This is a genomic window from Streptomyces polygonati (genome assembly GCF_042650325.1).
Classification (GTDB): Bacteria; Actinomycetota; Actinomycetes; order Streptomycetales; family Streptomycetaceae; genus Actinacidiphila; species Actinacidiphila polygonati.
Genome location: NZ_JBHSBB010000014.1, coordinates 359099 through 374186 on the forward strand (window position 1 = coordinate 359099; position 15088 = coordinate 374186).

16 protein-coding genes and 2 tRNA genes are annotated in these 15088 nt (G+C 70.8%); 9 read left to right on the forward strand and 9 right to left on the reverse strand.

Features of this window, described 5'->3' with window-relative positions; all coding sequences use genetic code 11:
• The first annotated feature begins 1 nt into the window (after window position 1).
• The 4 genes from ACFO3J_RS22200 to ACFO3J_RS22215 all read left to right on the forward strand — a co-directional run bounded on the left by ACFO3J_RS22200 (window position 2) and on the right by ACFO3J_RS22215 (window position 2692).
• Window positions 2-658 carry a DUF3566 domain-containing protein gene (locus tag ACFO3J_RS22200; protein ID WP_386431841.1) on the forward strand — a complete coding sequence of 219 codons (657 nt, stop codon included), beginning with the start codon at window positions 2-4 and terminating at the stop codon, window positions 656-658.
• 48 nt (window positions 659-706) lie between these two features.
• A tRNA-Ile gene (locus tag ACFO3J_RS22205) sits at window positions 707-780 on the forward strand.
• 134 nt (window positions 781-914) lie between these two features.
• On the forward strand, window positions 915-1055 hold the full coding sequence (locus ACFO3J_RS22210) for a DLW-39 family protein (protein ID WP_386431844.1): 141 nt from the start codon (window positions 915-917) through the stop codon (window positions 1053-1055).
• Between the two features lie 182 nt (window positions 1056-1237).
• On the forward strand, window positions 1238-2692 hold the full coding sequence (locus tag ACFO3J_RS22215) for a hypothetical protein (RefSeq protein ID WP_386431847.1): 1455 nt from the start codon (window positions 1238-1240) through the stop codon (window positions 2690-2692).
• Window positions 2693-2728: 36 nt separating this feature from the next.
• Here the strand turns inward: ACFO3J_RS22215 and ACFO3J_RS22220 are convergent, their stop codons facing one another.
• Window positions 2729-4120, reverse strand: coding sequence for a serine/threonine-protein kinase (locus ACFO3J_RS22220; RefSeq protein WP_386431849.1), 1392 nt, complete (start codon window positions 4118-4120; stop codon window positions 2729-2731).
• 33 nt (window positions 4121-4153) lie between these two features.
• Window positions 4154-4699, reverse strand: coding sequence for a helix-turn-helix domain-containing protein (locus tag ACFO3J_RS22225; protein WP_386431852.1), 546 nt, complete (start codon window positions 4697-4699; stop codon window positions 4154-4156).
• Window positions 4700-4809: 110 nt separating this feature from the next.
• Here ACFO3J_RS22225 and ACFO3J_RS22230 point away from each other — a divergent pair.
• Window positions 4810-4882: transfer RNA gene (locus ACFO3J_RS22230), tRNA-Ala, on the forward strand.
• Between the two features lie 81 nt (window positions 4883-4963).
• On the opposite strand, the gene ACFO3J_RS22235 is transcribed toward ACFO3J_RS22230, so the two are convergent.
• Window positions 4964-6202 (reverse strand): tyrosine-type recombinase/integrase, encoded by a 1239-nt coding sequence (locus ACFO3J_RS22235; protein WP_386431855.1) that lies wholly within the window; start codon window positions 6200-6202, stop codon window positions 4964-4966.
• 487 nt (window positions 6203-6689) lie between these two features.
• Between ACFO3J_RS22235 and ACFO3J_RS22240 the strand changes: the two genes are divergently transcribed.
• The 4 genes from ACFO3J_RS22240 to ACFO3J_RS22255 all read left to right on the forward strand — a co-directional run bounded on the left by ACFO3J_RS22240 (window position 6690) and on the right by ACFO3J_RS22255 (window position 11074).
• Window positions 6690-6902, forward strand: coding sequence for a helix-turn-helix transcriptional regulator (locus ACFO3J_RS22240; RefSeq protein ID WP_386431858.1), 213 nt, complete (start codon window positions 6690-6692; stop codon window positions 6900-6902).
• A gap of 137 nt (window positions 6903-7039) precedes the next feature.
• On the forward strand, window positions 7040-8422 hold the full coding sequence (locus tag ACFO3J_RS22245) for a DUF3631 domain-containing protein (RefSeq protein WP_386431860.1): 1383 nt from the start codon (window positions 7040-7042) through the stop codon (window positions 8420-8422).
• 167 nt (window positions 8423-8589) lie between these two features.
• Window positions 8590-9378 (forward strand): plasmid mobilization protein, encoded by a 789-nt coding sequence (locus ACFO3J_RS22250; RefSeq protein ID WP_386431863.1) that lies wholly within the window; start codon window positions 8590-8592, stop codon window positions 9376-9378.
• Complete coding sequence (locus tag ACFO3J_RS22255) at window positions 9368-11074, forward strand: relaxase/mobilization nuclease domain-containing protein (RefSeq protein WP_386431866.1); 1707 nt, start codon at window positions 9368-9370, stop codon at window positions 11072-11074. Before ACFO3J_RS22250 ends, ACFO3J_RS22255 begins: the two co-directional genes overlap by 11 nt.
• Before the next feature lie 114 nt (window positions 11075-11188).
• Here ACFO3J_RS22255 and ACFO3J_RS22260 read toward each other — a convergent pair whose 3' ends face one another.
• The 6 genes from ACFO3J_RS22260 to ACFO3J_RS22285 form a co-directional block, all read right to left on the reverse strand.
• Complete coding sequence (locus ACFO3J_RS22260; protein ID WP_386431868.1) at window positions 11189-11545, reverse strand: hypothetical protein; 357 nt, start codon at window positions 11543-11545, stop codon at window positions 11189-11191.
• A 16-nt stretch (window positions 11546-11561) separates the two neighbouring features.
• Window positions 11562-12149 (reverse strand): class IV adenylate cyclase, encoded by a 588-nt coding sequence (locus ACFO3J_RS22265; protein ID WP_386431871.1) that lies wholly within the window; start codon window positions 12147-12149, stop codon window positions 11562-11564.
• A gap of 7 nt (window positions 12150-12156) precedes the next feature.
• Entirely contained in the window at window positions 12157-12825 is a 669-nt protein-coding gene (locus tag ACFO3J_RS22270; protein ID WP_386431874.1) for a class I SAM-dependent methyltransferase, read from the reverse strand.
• Entirely contained in the window at window positions 12743-13381 is a 639-nt protein-coding gene (locus ACFO3J_RS22275) for an AAA family ATPase (protein WP_386431876.1), read from the reverse strand. Before ACFO3J_RS22275 ends, ACFO3J_RS22270 begins: the two co-directional genes overlap by 83 nt.
• The gene (locus ACFO3J_RS22280) at window positions 13374-14276 is read right to left on the reverse strand and encodes a radical SAM protein (RefSeq protein ID WP_386431879.1); all 903 of its coding nucleotides are present in this window, start codon (window positions 14274-14276) and stop codon (window positions 13374-13376) included. The genes ACFO3J_RS22275 and ACFO3J_RS22280 overlap by 8 nt, the downstream gene beginning before the upstream one ends.
• Window positions 14277-14383: 107 nt before the next feature.
• Window positions 14384-15076, reverse strand: a complete 693-nt coding sequence (locus ACFO3J_RS22285) for an HAD family hydrolase (protein ID WP_386431882.1) — start codon at window positions 15074-15076, stop codon at window positions 14384-14386.
• Window positions 15077-15088: the final 12 nt, after the last annotated feature.

Here is a 15088-nt window from a genome sequence, read left to right on the forward strand (position 1 = left end):
CGTGAGTGGAGCCACGGGCGCCGCGGGTGGGGCCGGGTCGACCGGAGGTGCCCCTGGCTCGGCCAACCTCAGCGGCCCTCAAGAGGGGGGATACACCGTGACCGACACCCGTCAGCCGCCGCCGCATCAGCCGCCGTCGGCGTACACGCCGCCACCGCCACCGGGTGCGCCCGGCGGCGGCCAAGGGCCGGTCGGGCCGGTGAGCGGAGTGCCGGGCCTGTCCGGCGCGCCCGCGTCCGCCGGGGTGCGCCGGCCGCGGCCGGCGGCCCGCACCGTGCCGCGCACCCGCAAGGCGCGGCTGCGGATCTCCAAGGCGGACCCGTGGTCGGTGATGAAGGTGAGCTTCCTGCTCTCCATCGCACTGGGGATCTGCACGATCGTCGCGGTGGCGGTGCTGTGGATGGTGCTGGACACCATCGGCGTCTTCACCACCGTCGGTTCGACGATCAGCGAGGCCACCACCTCGGAGCAGGGCGGCAAGGGCGGATTCGATCTGGTGTCCTTCCTGTCCCTGTCCCGGGTGATGACCTTCACCACCGTCATCGCGGTCATCGATGTGGTCCTGGCCACCGCGCTGGCCACGCTGGGCGCCTTCATCTACAACCTGTCGGCGGGCTTCGTCGGAGGCGTGGAGCTGACCCTCGCCGAGGACGAGTAACCGATTTTGGGGCACGGCCATCGGTGCGCTAATCTTTCGGTGCAGCGAGGGGCTATAGCTCAGACGGTTAGAGCGCTTCCCTGATAAGGAAGAGGCCCCAGGTTCAAGTCCTGGTAGCCCCACTCGCATCAAGACCCCCGGCCCGGCGGCCGGGGGTCTTTTGCGTCAGGGACAGCAGGTCACCGTTCGGTCTCGGCCGCTGTGTATAGTCGGGCGGGTCAGAAGCTGTCCCCACGTAGAAGGAGGAGGTCACGCCTTGAAGAAGCTTCTTTTGGTCGCACTGGCCGCCGTCGCCGGGCTGTTCGTGTATCGGCAGATCCAGGCGGACCGCGCCGAGCAGGATCTGTGGACGGAAGCCACTGACGCGGTCCCGACGGGTTCCGGCGCCAACGTGTGAGAAGCCGCTGAGACGCCGTGCTGCGTCGGAAGCGTCGTGAGTGTCAGAAGCGTCGAAGAAGGCCCCGGCCGCCGTGTGCGGTCGGGGCTTTTGCCTTTTCCGGTGAGGGCCGTCGCTGGTGTGGGAGCGTTTGCCGTGCGCGATGTGAGCCGGATACGGACCCGTACGGACAGGGGTGGGCTGTGAAGCGCTCGATGATCACCGTGGCGGCGGCGTTACTGGCGCTCGCCGCGTTCCAGGGCCAGGGGCAGGGCCAGAGCCGGGCGTTCGCCGACGGCACGCCAGGAGGGACGGGAGGGACGGGCACGCCGACCGGGTCCGGCGGCGCCTCCGGGACGCCCCCTGTGTCGAGCCCGCCGGCCGCCACGACCAGCCCCTCCGGCGTCCCGGCGACATGGCAGCTCCTGGGCAAGCCGCTGCACGGCGCGGAGACCACCGCTGACGCGCCGCGGATGAAAGCCGCCGTCACCTACCGGGACAGCATCAAGCCGGGCGAGACCAAGTTCTACGGCCTCGTGCTGGACGCCAGATCCTCCGCCGCCGTCTCGGCCTTCGCCGTCCCCCCGACCGGCTCACGAGGCGCGTACGGCGACGGCCTGGAGCTGAAGCTGCAGAGCCCCAGCGGCTCCCGCTGCGACAGCCAGGACGCCCACTTCCAGGACGAAGGGGACGTCCGGCCGATCGGGACCGCCGTGTCGCGGCTGGTCGGCGTGGGCTACGCCTGCCAGCAGGCCGGCGCCTACATCCTCCAAGTGCACCGGACCACCGACGAGACCTCCGACCCGGCCGTCTGGCCGCTGGAGCTGCGCTACGTCGCCGAGCCGCCGCTCAAGGGGGGCGCCCGGGCCACACCCGCGCCCGACTTCGGTTCCGCCTCGCCCACTCCGCTCCTGGCCGGCACCCCGCGACAGACGGACGGCGGGGCCGGCTTCGAGACCGCGGCGGCCGTGACGACCGGTATCTGGAAGGACGAGGTGCTGCCCGGCGAGACCCGTTTCTACAAGGTCCCGGTCGGCTGGGGCCAGCAGCTCACCGCCTTCGCGGACTTCTCCAACGCCCAGGACACCGACCCGACCACCTTCATCGCCTCGGCGATGCGGCTGGCCGTCTACAGCCCGGTACGGGAGTTCGTCATCGGCTCCGGCCGGTCGTACCTGGGCGCCTCGGTCTCGATCGGCGAGCAGCTCGCACCGGTGTCGTACGCCAACCGCGCGGCCGGTGACGACCGGGTGGCGCGGGTGCGGTACTCGGGCTGGTACTACCTCGCGGTCACCGTCCACCCCGACGTAGCGAAGCTGGTGACCGGCGCTGAGCCGGTCACCTTGCGGATCGACGTCAAGGGCGCGGTGCAGCCCCCGCCGCCCTACGCCGCGGACCCGCGGCCGGGCGGCATCGGCGTCGGCGGCGATGACGCGGCCCCGGCGGACGGGACGGCCCCCGGGGGCGGTTCCACCGCCTCGGGCCCGCTGCGGCTCGTGGCCTTCACGTCCTTCGGCGCGGGTACGGTGCTGCTGCTCGCGCTGGCCGCCTGGTACGCGGCCGCGCGGCGGTGGGCGGGCCGGGCGGCGGCTCCCGGGGCGGCTGCGGAGGACCGCCCCGGAGCGGCCGACGCCATAGCGCCGCCGTCCCCCCGGTGAACCCCCGGGGCCGCCAAGGGGAGCGATGAGTCTCCGTCAGGAGGCGAGCAGCGCGAGGATGCCCACCGCGAAGCACAGCGCGGCCAGCAGGAGGACCGAGACCGCCACCTTGGCGGGCGGGCCCGGTCTCGGGTGGGCGACGACCGGCACCCGGCTCGACGCGGCGCCGGGGAGCGGCCGCGGCTGCGGCAGGGCGGGGACGGCCGGCGGGTGCTCCGGGAGGGCGGGCAGCGGCTGGGACACCACGGCCGGGGTGGCCGGCGGTGGCGGTGGCGTAGCGGGCGCGGCGGGGTGCGGGCCCGCTACGGCCGGCCGCGGGTCGAGGGCGGCCCGCTCGGCGTGGGTCCTGGTGTGGGTGAGCGGCTCGTGGGCCGGGAGCGGGGCGGCGTGCCTGCCCTTGGGCCGCGGGGGCGCGGGCCGGGGCGGGTGCGGGACGAAGCCGCCCGGGGGGTCGGAGGCGGGTGCCTGGACCGGTGCCTGGGGATGGGCTTGGGGGCGCGGTGGTTGCCGTGGCTGCGGCGGCGGTTGCGGCTGGCGGACGGCTGCGGCCAGCGGGCCCTCGGGGCCGAAACCGTCCGGCAGCGGCCCGATCTGGTCGAAGATCTCCACCGGCTCCTCGTCGGCGGCCGGCTCGGGGATCAGCTCGACCGCGGCGGCCAGCGCCTTCCGGGCCCCGGTCGCGGTACGGAACCGGGCGTGCGGGTCCGGCTGGAGCAGGGCCCCGATCACCTGCCAGAGCGGCTCGGGCACCCCCACGGGGGCCGGCGGCGTGCCCGTCGCCAGGAAGCGCTCCTTGATGGCGTCCGCGTCCGGCTTCTGACCGCCGAGCAGATAGAGCGAGACGAGGCCGACGGCGTACAGGTCGGCCGGGAAGTCGGGTTCGTGGCCCAGTAACTGCTCGGGCGCGAAGTAGCCCGGCGTACCGACCACGTAATCGGTCTCGGTCAGCCGCGCGTCCCCCTTGCGCATGGCGATGCCGAAGTCCGACAGCCGGACGTGCGGGGGGCCGGTGCCGGTGGCCTCCAGCAGGATGTTGGCGGGCTTGATGTCGCGGTGCACCACTCCCTCGGCGTGCACCGCGGTCAGCCCGGCCAGCAGTTGGTCCAGCAGGACGACCACGTAGTGCGGCGGCAGCGGGCCGTAGTCCCCGACCAGGTGCGCCAGCGAACCGCCGCGCACCAGGTCCATGGTGAACAGCACCTTGGCGTCGTCGGCCGCCCAACTGGCCGGCGCCAGCACATGGGGGTGGTCGATCCGGGTCGCCTGCTCACGGACGAACCGCAGCAGCGCGTGGGCGTCGCTCTGCTGGAGCACCTTGGCGGCGACATAGCGCCGCCGCCGGTGGTCCCACGAGCGCCAGACCGCGCCGACCCCGCCGCGTCCTATCGGGTCCACCAGCTCGTAGCGGCCCGCGAAGACCTCACCCATGGTTGCCGCCCGCCCCCTCAGCCGTCGGGTCCTTCAGTCCTGATGCGCTTCGTAGTGCGCGACGGCGTCGGAGGTGCGGCCGCCGCCGTACACACGGAGGAACTCTGCCAGGTGCGGGTACGCGGGCGCGAGGGAATGGGCCGCCGCCTCGATCTCCCCCGCCGACGCCACCGACCGCAGCACCGCCTGGATCCCCCGCACCACCTGCCGGGCCGGGGCGGGGGTCCCGGCCCCCGACGAGGAATGCGTCGTACTGAGCACCGACGTCCCCGTCGACTCCCGGATCTCCGCCATCCGCTCCGACGCCTCCATCACGCCGATCCCGCCCTCGGCCACCTGGAGCGCCAGTTCCTGCAACGCCTGCAACCGCTGCACCACCGCCGGATTCCCGATCTTCGCCCGCTGCCCGCTCATCAGCTGCGACAGCATCGGCGCCGACAGCCCCAGCACCCCCGCCAGCCGCACCTGATTCAGCCCCAGATCGGCGATCACCCGCCGGAACAGATCCCCCAACGGCTCCCCGTACCACCCCCGCTGAAGCTCCATCGCCTCCCGCGCCCGAGCGCCGTGATCCGGCATCGACGTCTCCATGCGCCCTCCCGTTTGCGGCCGCGAAATCGCAAACCATCCTACGTACCCCGATCCCGGCTCGGCCCCTGCCCCCCGACCCGGTACGCTGGTGCCGAAGCGGGGCCTTAGCTCAGCTGGTAGAGCGCTGCCTTTGCAAGGCAGATGTCGGGGGTTCGAATCCCCCAGGCTCCACAATCGTTTACGCAGGTCAGCGGCCCCCTCATCCGGTTCGGGTGAGGGGGCCGCTGGCGTCCAGCACACATCTGGCACACATCAGCCCGCAGCCTGCTCCAGCGTCGCCAGTTCGGCCGCCGCTCGCTGGGCTTTCTGCGCAGCCTTCTCGGCCTTCGCCTTGGCCTTTGCGAGGACGCGCGCACGGCGTTTGTGCATCTTCTTGGACACCTCGTCCAGGTGGTCGGGGAAGAGGTGACCGTAGACGTCGAGGGTCATGGTGGCGGACTTGTGGCCGAGCATGGTCTGGACGACGTTGACGTCGGCGCCGCTGGCGATGGCGAGCGAGGCGGCGGTGTGGCGGAGCTTGTGGGGGGTGACGCGGAGGTAGCCGAGGCCGGCTGCTTGGACGGCCGGGTCGAAGACCCGGCGGACGAAGTTGCTGGCGCGCAGGGCGCCGCTTTGGGGGCCGGTGAAGAGGAGTTCGTCGGGGTCGCGGCCTTCGACGTGCGGTTTCAGCTCCTCGATGAGGAAGGCGCTGAGGGGTACGGACCGGCGCTCGTGGTTCTTGGGTGTGTCTAGGTAGAGCTTGCCGCAGTCGAGGCCGAATGCCTCCACGATGTGTGCTCGACGGGCGGTGAGGTCGATGCGGCCGACCTTCAGAGCGGAGGCTTCGCCCCAGCGGAGGCCGGTGTAGGCGAGCAGCAGGATGAAGGCCCGGTATTCCGGGGCTGCGTCGGCGAGGGCTTCGACCTGGACCTCGTCGAGGTAGACGTGGTCGGCGGGGTTGATGGCGGGGAGCGGCACGCCGGTGGCCGGGTTGAAGGCGAGGCGGCGGGACTTGACGGCGAAGCCGAGGACGCGGCTGAGGACGACGTAGGTCTTGCGGATCGAGCGAGCCGCCTGGGGGCGTCCGTTGGTCGTCTTGCCCGCCGCCAGTTCGGACAGCCAGGCGGCGATGTCGTCGTACTGGATCCTGTCCACAGGGGTGGATCCCCACCTGGGGATAACGTGCGTGTCCAGCGCGATCCGGTAGCGGGCCCGGCTGGAGCGCTTGAGGTGGAGTTGGCTCTCGAACCACGACTCGGCGACTACGGCGAATGGCACCCGGCCGGCGGCGGGGTCGCGGTACGAACCGTCGCCCAGTCGGGCTTGGAGCTGGGAGCCGAAGTCGTCCGCCTTCACCTTCAGGTCGAAGACCTTCATCTTCGGTTTGCCGTCGGGGCCGTACCAGCGCACGCGCCAGCGGCCGGGTGGCGTGCGTCCGGCTTGCCTGGCGTTGGCGACCGCGCGTTGGTACGCGGTGTGGCCGGCGCGGTCCTCGATCCAGACGCGGGCCATCAGGCACCGGTCCGGTAGTTCGGAGGGGCGGGGTTCTTGTCCACTGGATCTCCCTTTTCCTTTGCCCCTCGGGGTGGGGCTGGCGAACGTCGTGGGAGGTTCCCTTGGGGTTGGCGGTTTGGGCAAGCCGTAATTCCGTGATAGATGCCTCTGGCTTGTGTGTGGCAGGTGCTGATTCCATTACTGCGGCGGCGGTGATATGGTCCGGAGCTTTTTTCCGCTGATTCGTGTTATTGAGTGTTGCCCTGTCCAAGACTGCGAACATGGCTGGTGGGGCCGTGTTTTAGTGCGGTGGTCGTCTGTAGGGTGAGGATATGGTGCCAGGTTGGGGGCGCTGCACCGATTCGGTTTATGGGGATTTTGTCCGAGGTGGGGAGACCTATTTGGTCCGGCCGTCTTTTTCGGTCACAATCCCGCTGGATGGTTCACCCGGCTCGTGGCTATGTTGGCTGCGAATGGCCATCCGCACACCCGAAAGGCGAGCACCATGCCTAGCGCACAGAAGACCCTCAATGACCGCCGCCCGCTGGCCACTCCGGCGGAGTTGTCGGCCTACCTCGGAGTTCCAGTCGCCACGCTCTACCAGTGGCGACACCGGGGCGTCGGGCCGAAGGTCCACAAGCTCGGCCGCCACCTGCGCTACCGGTGGGCGGAGGTCGAGGCGTGGGTCGATCAGCAGGCCGTCGGCCTGGCGGCCTGACAGCGGGCGCCGAGCGCAGTGCGGTCCCCGGCGCTTGAGACGTCGAGGGCCGAGCGAACTCCCCTGTACGCCTTCAACGATCAACCCAGGCGGTGTCGGGCCTGCCAGCCCGGCATCGCCGGTCGAGGAGATTCACCATGCAGCCTACGACCCGCGCCGTCAGCGGCGCATCCCCGAAAACAACCTGGCCGCCGGTCGCGGTTCCCGGACAGGCCCAACGCGCCACCACGCCCCTGCCTCCCGCCGACCCCAGCACACAGCCGACCCGGGCGGTCGGCTCCCCGTCACCAGGTGACCGGCTGACCGCGACAGCCGGTCAGGTGACCGGGAGTGGTGACTGGGTGACCGCGCTTGCTGACAGGGGGCCGGTCACTGACCCCGGTCAGCCGGTCGGTCCGGTCGATCCGGGGGCCGTTGTCCCGGCCACGGAGGGCGCTGACCTGCTGACCGAGCTGCGGTCAGTCATCTCCCGGTACGTGGTCATGCCCAGCACCGAAGCCCTGGATGCGGTCACTTTGTGGGTCGCGGCCACCCACCTCCAGCCCGCATGGCAGCACGCGCCGCGCCTGGCGGTGGTCGGTCCTGCGAAGCGGTGCGGCAAGTCGCGCCTGCTGGACGTGCTCCACGACACCGTCCACAACCCGTTCATCACAGTGAACTCGACCCCGGTGGCGATCTTCCGGTCGATCACCGACCATCCGCCCACTTTGCTTGTGGACGAGGCCGACACCATCTTCGGCAGCGTGAAGGTCGCGGAGAAGAACGAGGAGATGCGGGGCCTGCTCAACTCAGGCCACCAGCGCAACCGGCCCACCACCCGGGTCGTCGGACCGGAGCACAAGCCCACCAAGTTCGCGACGTTCGCCATGGCGGCGCTGGCCGGGATCGGCGACCTGCCGGACATGATCATGGATCGCGCAGTCGTGGTCCGGATGCGCAGGCGCGGACCGGGCGAGACCGTCCGGTCGTTCCGCTCCCGCTACGACACCCCGCTGCTGCACGCCCTTCGTGACCGGTTGGCGGGATGGCTGGTGCCGTTGACCGATGCGGCGGCGGGCATGGAGCCGGTGATGCCGGTCGAGGACCGGGCGGCCGACACCTGGGAGCCGCTGGTGGCCGTCGCCGACCTCGCCGAAGGCGGCTGGCCGCAGCGGGCCCGCCACGCCTGCCGGGTGATGACCGCGCACGAGGAGGGCCAGGACCAGGACACGGGCCTCAAGACCCGCATCCTGGCGGACGTCCGCGCGGTGTTCGCGGGGCTGGGCGATCCGGACGCGCTGTCGACGGAGTCCCTGCTGAGCGCCCTGAACGCGGACCCGGAGGGCCCGTGGCGCGAGTACGGCAGCAGCGGCCTCACCCCGCGCGGCCTCCAACTCCTCCTGAAGGACTACGGGATCAGCTCGGCCAACCGCCGCTTCCCCGGCGACACCCAGCGGCGGGGCTTCGCCCGCAACCAGTTCGCCGACGCCTGGGCCCGCTACTGCCCCCGGCCAGAACCGGCGTCCCCGGCCGGGCGGTAACCCTCCTCCACCCGTACCACCCGTCCCCGCGCAGGTCAGCGCGGGGACGGGTCACTTCCCCGTGACGAGTCGACCCGCATCACGAGATCCACCCGTACCTGGCTGACCAGCCATGCAACGGGTGGGACGGGTCGCACACCACCATGCCCACACCCAGGAGCACGACCATGAACCAGCCCGACAACAACCCGGGAGTCCCCGGAACCCTGGAAGACGATCGTCGCTCCAAGCCCGGAGTCTTCGCGCGGATCGGTCGGACGCTCATGGGTAACGCAGGCGGTCACTCAGACGGAGCAAGCTGGAGCGAAGTCCACATCGCCGGGGGCGATGCGGACTTCGCGCTTGAACCCGCCCCCACGGGGGCCGGCACCGACCGGGCCCACGGGGCCCAGACCAAGTCAGGGGAGGCCGAGCGCGGCCTCCACCAGGACCAGGAACAACCCCCCGACCGCGACGCCAACGACCGAGCCGATGCTGTGCGCTGCGCGCCAGCCGATGACGAGCCCGACCCGGACGGCATCACCCGCCGACCGTTGAGCGAGGTGCTGTACCGGCCGCGTTCCGGCCTCAAGCGCACCGTGCAGCTGACGTGTTCAGCTGAACCGGCCGAGCGTGAGTTCATCGACCAGGCGGCACGGGAGGCGAAGCGGTCCCGTTCCGCCTACCTGATGGACGCAGCGCTGGCGTTCGCCCACGCCTACCTGCCCGACCAGCGCCCTTCCGGGATCCCGCCGCTGCCGTCGCCGCAGGCCACCCAGGACCTGATGGTCCGGTTCGGGAAGATGCAGCGGGAGTTCCACCGCATCGGCATCAACCTCAACCAGATCACCCGTGCCGCTCACATGGGCCTGCTGTCAGACCGTGCCGACGAGGTCCTGGACGAACTGGACGCCGCCGCCCGAGCGGCCCGCCGCGCCCTGCAGCACACCATCGCGGGGTGCCGTCATGGTGCCTGACGTCTCCACCGGAGAGCGCACCCGCGGCCTGCTCGCCTACCTCTTCGGGCCCGGCCGCCGCGACGAGCACACCGACCCGCACATCGTCGCCGCCTTCGCCCTCCCCGGGCTCCCCGACCCCGGCCGCCTCGCCTTGAGCGAGCGCCAGGACGCGCTCACCGACCTCGCGAAATATCTCGACCAGCCGGTGCGCGTGCGCGAGCAGCGAACCGGGAAGAAGGTGCCGCAGTACGTGTGGCACTGCCCCGTCCGCACCGCCCCCGGCGACCACTACCTCACCGACGAGGAGTGGGCCGAGGTAGCACGCCGCGTCGTTGAGGCCACCGGCATCGCTCCCCGAGACGATGACTCCGGCTGCCGGTGGATCGCCGTACGACACGCGGGGGACCACATCCACATCATGGCCACCAGCGTCCGCGAGGACGGCCGCCGCCCCAACACCCACAGGGACGGCGCCCGCGCGCAGAAGGCGTGCCGGGAGATCGAGAAGGAGTTCGGGCTGCGGCAGCTCAAGTCCGGTGACATGACAGCCCCCGAGAACCCCACCAGCGCCGAGCGGGCCAAAGCCGACCGCATGGGCGCGGCGGTCACCAGCCGCGAATGGCTGCGCGACCAGGCATACGCGGTCCTGGCGTCCGCCCGCAGCGAGGAGGAGTTCTTCACCGTCCTGAGCACGCTCGGCATCAAGGCCAAGAAGCGCATCGGCCCGCAGACCGGTGAGGTCACCGGCTACAGCCTCGCCGCCCCCGGCGATACCAACACCGCTGGCGAACCGGTCTACTTCAGCGGCTCCACGCTCGCCCCCGACCTGTCCCTCAACCGAATCCGGGAAGTCCTCACCACCCAGCAGGCCGCCGGATACCCCGTCGCCCGGCCGCGTCCCGAGAATCCCTGGGCGCACGCGTACGAAGCCCTGCACGACACCGCCACGGTCCTGGACAGCGGCGACGACGCAGCGGCGCAGGCCCATCTCGCCGCGCTCGGAGATCTCCTGCACACCGCTGCCCGCAGTGCCCTGCCAGACACTCGGGCTGAACTCCGCGCGGCGGCAGCCGAGTTCAACCGCGCCCGCCGCTCCGTCATCCGCGCCGACCACATCTCCGCAGCAGCCATGCGAGCAACGGCCAAAAACCTCGTCCACGCCCCGTCGGACCCCGGCGGCCTCGCCGTAGCCGTCATCTTCGCTCTCCTCCAACTGGCCATCGCCGCCGCCCACTGGTACGAACAGCGCGGCTACCAGCAACAGGCAGCCGCCGCCCACGCCACTGTCACCCACCTGCGCGCCGGCTATCAGCAAGCCGCAGCGCCGGTCTTGGCCGACCTCGCCCACCGCACCCCGCGCCCAGAGATCGCCCAGCGATTCGAGACCGCCGTCCGTCAGACCATCCCCGACCAGGCAGACCGCATCCTGACCGACCCCGCCTGGCCCGCACTGGCGACCACACTCGCCCAAGCCGAAACCGCAGGTCACCACGTCCCGAACCTCCTCCGACAGGTAGCAGCCGGACGCGAACTCGACAGCGCCCAATCACCCGCCGAAGTCATCAACTGGCGCCTCACCGCGACCCCGAACCGCCGCGCCCAGGCAGCCCAAGCCCGCAGCACCACCGCCGGAGGTACGCCAGCAGCCTCGGCACACGTACAGGCGTCGCGACCGGCCGCCGCGCCTGACCGACGGACACCCAGGAGGTCGTAGGTCGCCACCAACCGACCGCCGGGCAGCTCGGAGGGGTCCACCGCGTTGGTGGACCCCTCCATGAGGCCGGACCCATCTTTATTGCATCCGCGGCCAGGTGAACGGCTTCCGCAGCTAGACCCGGCGACGTCGGTGCCGCGCGCCGCCGGTCTTTGCTGGCAAGCGTCCCGGCTCCGACGGTGGGACTGATCTGGGCTCGGCTGGACCATCGGCGAGGAGGATGGCCTGCCAGACCCGTTCCTGGAGTTCGATGATGCAGGGACTGCAGGCGTACATCGGGGCCTGGGCTCCGGCGACGTTCGCCGGGCCGATCCATAGGACGCGGGTCCACTGCTGGCCGCAGAACAGCCAGCAGTAGCCGTCGTTCCAGTCGTTGCCGTCGTCGGTCGTCGCTGGTTCCGGGAGGCCGCCGCGGGCGAAGGCGGCGATCCCGGGGATGACGCGATGCTGGAGGGAGAGCTCCGTCAGCACGGCTGTGCTCCGGCAATCACTGACGTTGCGAGGCTGCCGTGGGCTCCGCGCTCTTGCTGGCGTCGGCGAAGAGGAGGGTGGGTTCGGCGAGGATGTCGCGGCTGGCTTCGCTCTTGTAGATGGTGTCGACGCTGCCGAAACGGGCGGCGGTGTAGTCGAGGCCGAGGCGGGCTGCGGCGTCGCGGACGGACGGTTCGTCGGGGCCTTCGATCTCCAGGAAGGTGGGGAGGTCGGGCCAGGTGTCGAAGTCGAAGGCGACGTCGCCGAGCTGCCATTCCTCGCGGAAGTTCTCCTGGTAACGGACCTCGTGCAGGCCGAGGTTGGTGAGGATCTCGGCCATGGCGTGGAGGTCGCCGACCTCGGTCTCGATCTCGGTCGTCCCGTGGATGGACGTGGCGTCGGTGACCTGCTTGAGCGTGAGGGTCGTGCGGGTGCCCTCGTTGCGCAGGCGCACCCACTGGGAGCCGTCGAGGACGTCGCTCTCGAAGATCTTCCGGGTGAGCAGGGTGCGGGGGAACGCCTGGACGGCGCCCAGGGCCGCGAGCTTGGCCTGGAGTCCGGCGACATCGACGGCGAGGAACTTCGCTTCGTACTCGTGCTTCATGATCGCTTCATGCCCTTTCAGGGGTCACGGGGTTGGTGCGGGTCGCCAGGAGCAGGCCCATGCGGTGGGTGTGCGGGTGGGGCTGACCGATGTGCGGGCGTTCGACGTACTGGCCTGACCGCAGGGTCAGTTGAATGTTCCAGCCGTCTGAGAAGAGCGGGCTGAGTCGTTCGGGGGACGTGTAATGCTCGCTCAGGTGCTGCCGGGCGGTGACGGGCATCATGAACTCGGCGCCGAACAGACCGTGGACGCGCACCAGGCCCTGCATGCGGGTGATGAAGTCGGCCAGTGGCCGGTCGTGGTTGGCACTGTAATGCCAGGAGCAGCTCGTCCAGACGGCGTCGTACTGCGCGTCGGCGGGCAGGCTGGCGTCGAGGAAGTTCCCTTCCACGATGTCCACGCGGGCGGACAGCTCTTCCTGCTGAAGCCGCTCGGTCAGGCCGGGGGCGTGAGCCTCGGTGCCGTCGGGCAGGCGGACGAGTCCACCCCGAAGAGCGACTGGGTCTCGTTCGATCGCGGTGACACGGTGGCCGGCTGCGGCCAGCGGCAGAACCAGCCTGCCGTCGCTCGCACCGATCACCAGCACGGTGGCATCAGGGCCGACGTGTTCCGACAGGGCCGCGCGGAACTGGGGGAAGAAGGTGAGGGTGTGCTCCCACCGGCTCAGGGTCTGCACCGCTGACTCCTTGGGCAGTGACGTCGAGGATGGCGTGGACGACCTGTGCGGGCGTGCGGCCCGTGGTGTTCACGCGATGCATCGGGAAGGGGGCGTACGCGTGGGTGATCTGCTCGGCGACCTCTTCGGCGAGGCCGTCCCAGCGTGAGGTCGGCTTGTGGCGGGCGGCGAGCCTGCGCCGGCGCTCGTTCTCGTCGCAGACGAGGCTGTACGTGACCGGCTCCGGCAGATCCGGCGGCAGGGTGATGCCGAGGCGGGAGCCGTAGGCGCGGTGGTTGGCGAGGCAGCGGGCGAAGTAGCTGTCCACGACGACGGGGGTGCCGGCGGACAGATGCGCGCGGATGTCGTCGGTGGCCGCGAACAGGGCGGAGAGGTAGAACGCCATCCGGGCCTCGACGTTGTCCCGTGCGTCGATCTCCCGGCGCAGCGGGTGGTAGAGCGCGGGCACGGTGGGGACGAGGGCGGCGCCTCGGGCTTCCGCGAGCAGCGGGGCGACGGTGGACTTCCCGGTGCCGCGTAATCCTTCGAGGCTCTCGAAGAGCGGCTGCTCAGGCACGGGCGTAGACCACGCCGGGCACGGCGAGGGCGAGTTCGTCGGTGGCGGAGGGCCGGTGGACCACGTGCCCGGCTTCCTTGTCGTACCAGAAGGCATGCGCGTCCTTCCCGACCGCCTTGCAGGACATCGTGAGCGCGCCGCGCGGGTCGGCCTCGATGCGGGGGATGGCGGCGGCGCTGAGCGGTTCGCAGACCTCGGGTGCGCCGTCTTCCGAAAGGTCCTCGTCCACGATGATCTCGATGGTGAGGTCGTCGGCGGCGCGGAGCTGCTCGCGCAGGCGGCCGTACGCGGCGGTGCCGGTGATGAGGAGTTCGGGGTGGTGGGCGGCGTTGCCGACCGGACGCAGGTGGTGGAGCTTCAACTGCCTTGCGCCGTAGTACTGGAGGGTGCGGGCGAGCGGCAGGACTTCGTCGATGTTGCGGGCGTTGACGGTCATGGTGGCGCCGGTGGGGATGCCAAGGTCGCGGGCGTGGGCCAGGGCGGACAGGGCGCCCTGGTAGCTGCCGAACTTCCGGATGGCGTCGTTGGTGGCGCCGATGCCCTCCAGCGAGATCCGCAGCAGGTCGAGGTGGGGGGCGATCTCGGTGAGGCGGCGTTCGATGCGGTAGCCGTTGGTGCAGATCTCCACGTGCAGGCCCAGCTCCTGCTTGGCGTACCGGACGACCTCGGGCAGGTCCTTGTAGACGAAGGGCTCGCCGCCGAGAAGATTGACCGCCTCGGTGCCGTACTCCTTGTGCATCAGCCGCATCAGCGTGATGGCCTCTTCGAGCGTGAACGCGTCGGCGTGCTGGAGGCGTTCACCGTGGAAGCAGTGCTGGCAGGCGAAGTTGCAGCGGTAGAGCAGTTGCAGGTACAGCATCCGGATCGTCTTGATGCCGGTGATCTCCGTGATCATGGCGACCTCCCTGGGCGTGGTGCCTGGTTGAGGCCCTGATCGTGGCCGGGCGGCACGGGACCGCGTCACCGCGTAAAGGGACGCGCCAAGGACGTCCTGGGACGTTTTCAGGACCGCGCGATGTCCTCCAGGAGGCGAAGGACGCGGTCGGTGTCGGACAGGTCAGGCAGGACGACGGGGGCGCCGGCGGCTTCGAGTGCGGCGGGGCTGTCGACGCCGGTGGCCACGGCGATGATGTGCGCGCCCGAGGTTAGGGCGGCCTCGACGTCCCGGGGCGTGTCGCCGACCAGGACGACGGGAGTCCCGGCGGACAGGTTGCGGTCGCGGTGAATACGGCGTCGGGCGACGCCGACCAGATGCGGCCGTTCCTCGGCGTCGGCGCCGTACGCCCCGACCGGCAGGTCCAGGAGCGCGTCCAGGCCGAACGCCGAGAGCTTCACACGGGCGTTGGCGGCGATGTTGCCGGTCAGCACCGAAGAGACCCAACCAGGTTGTGCGGCAGCCGCCTTGAGCACGTCCTGCACTCCGGGCAGCGCTATTCCACGAACTTGAAGCGCTCCGAGCCGTTCCGCTCCCGCCTGGATCAGCGCGGCTTCAACGTCCGGCCAAGGCGGCTCGGCCACACCGTTCCGGCCGAACATGTCCCGCATGATCAGGCGGTCCGTACGCCCCTCGGTGACCGCCGGCTCAACCGGACGGCTTCCCGTCACCGCCTCGTACGCGGCGGCGTAAATCTCCTTGCTCACACCGGCGTTGTCGATGAGCGTGTGGTCGATGTCCCACAGGACGATGAGCGCCATACGGCCAGCCTA

Excerpts from the sequence above, each read along its gene's own strand:
- ACFO3J_RS22280 (WP_386431879.1), bottom strand. The coding sequence starts at position 14,276 with ATGATCACGGAGATCACCGGCATCAAGACGATCCGGATGCTGTACCTG.
- ACFO3J_RS22235 (WP_386431855.1), bottom strand. The coding sequence starts at position 6,202 with ATGGCCCGCGTCTGGATCGAGGACCGCGCCGGCCACACCGCGTACCAA.
- ACFO3J_RS22265 (WP_386431871.1), bottom strand. The coding sequence starts at position 12,149 with ATGAAGCACGAGTACGAAGCGAAGTTCCTCGCCGTCGATGTCGCCGGA.
- ACFO3J_RS22245 (WP_386431860.1), top strand. The coding sequence starts at position 7,040 with ATGCAGCCTACGACCCGCGCCGTCAGCGGCGCATCCCCGAAAACAACC.
- ACFO3J_RS22240 (WP_386431858.1), top strand. The coding sequence starts at position 6,690 with ATGCCTAGCGCACAGAAGACCCTCAATGACCGCCGCCCGCTGGCCACT.
- ACFO3J_RS22220 (WP_386431849.1), bottom strand. The coding sequence starts at position 4,120 with ATGGGTGAGGTCTTCGCGGGCCGCTACGAGCTGGTGGACCCGATAGGA.
- ACFO3J_RS22285 (WP_386431882.1), bottom strand. The coding sequence starts at position 15,076 with ATGGCGCTCATCGTCCTGTGGGACATCGACCACACGCTCATCGACAAC.
- ACFO3J_RS22225 (WP_386431852.1), bottom strand. The coding sequence starts at position 4,699 with ATGCCGGATCACGGCGCTCGGGCGCGGGAGGCGATGGAGCTTCAGCGG.
- ACFO3J_RS22250 (WP_386431863.1), top strand. The coding sequence starts at position 8,590 with ATGAACCAGCCCGACAACAACCCGGGAGTCCCCGGAACCCTGGAAGAC.
- ACFO3J_RS22255 (WP_386431866.1), top strand. The coding sequence starts at position 9,368 with ATGGTGCCTGACGTCTCCACCGGAGAGCGCACCCGCGGCCTGCTCGCC.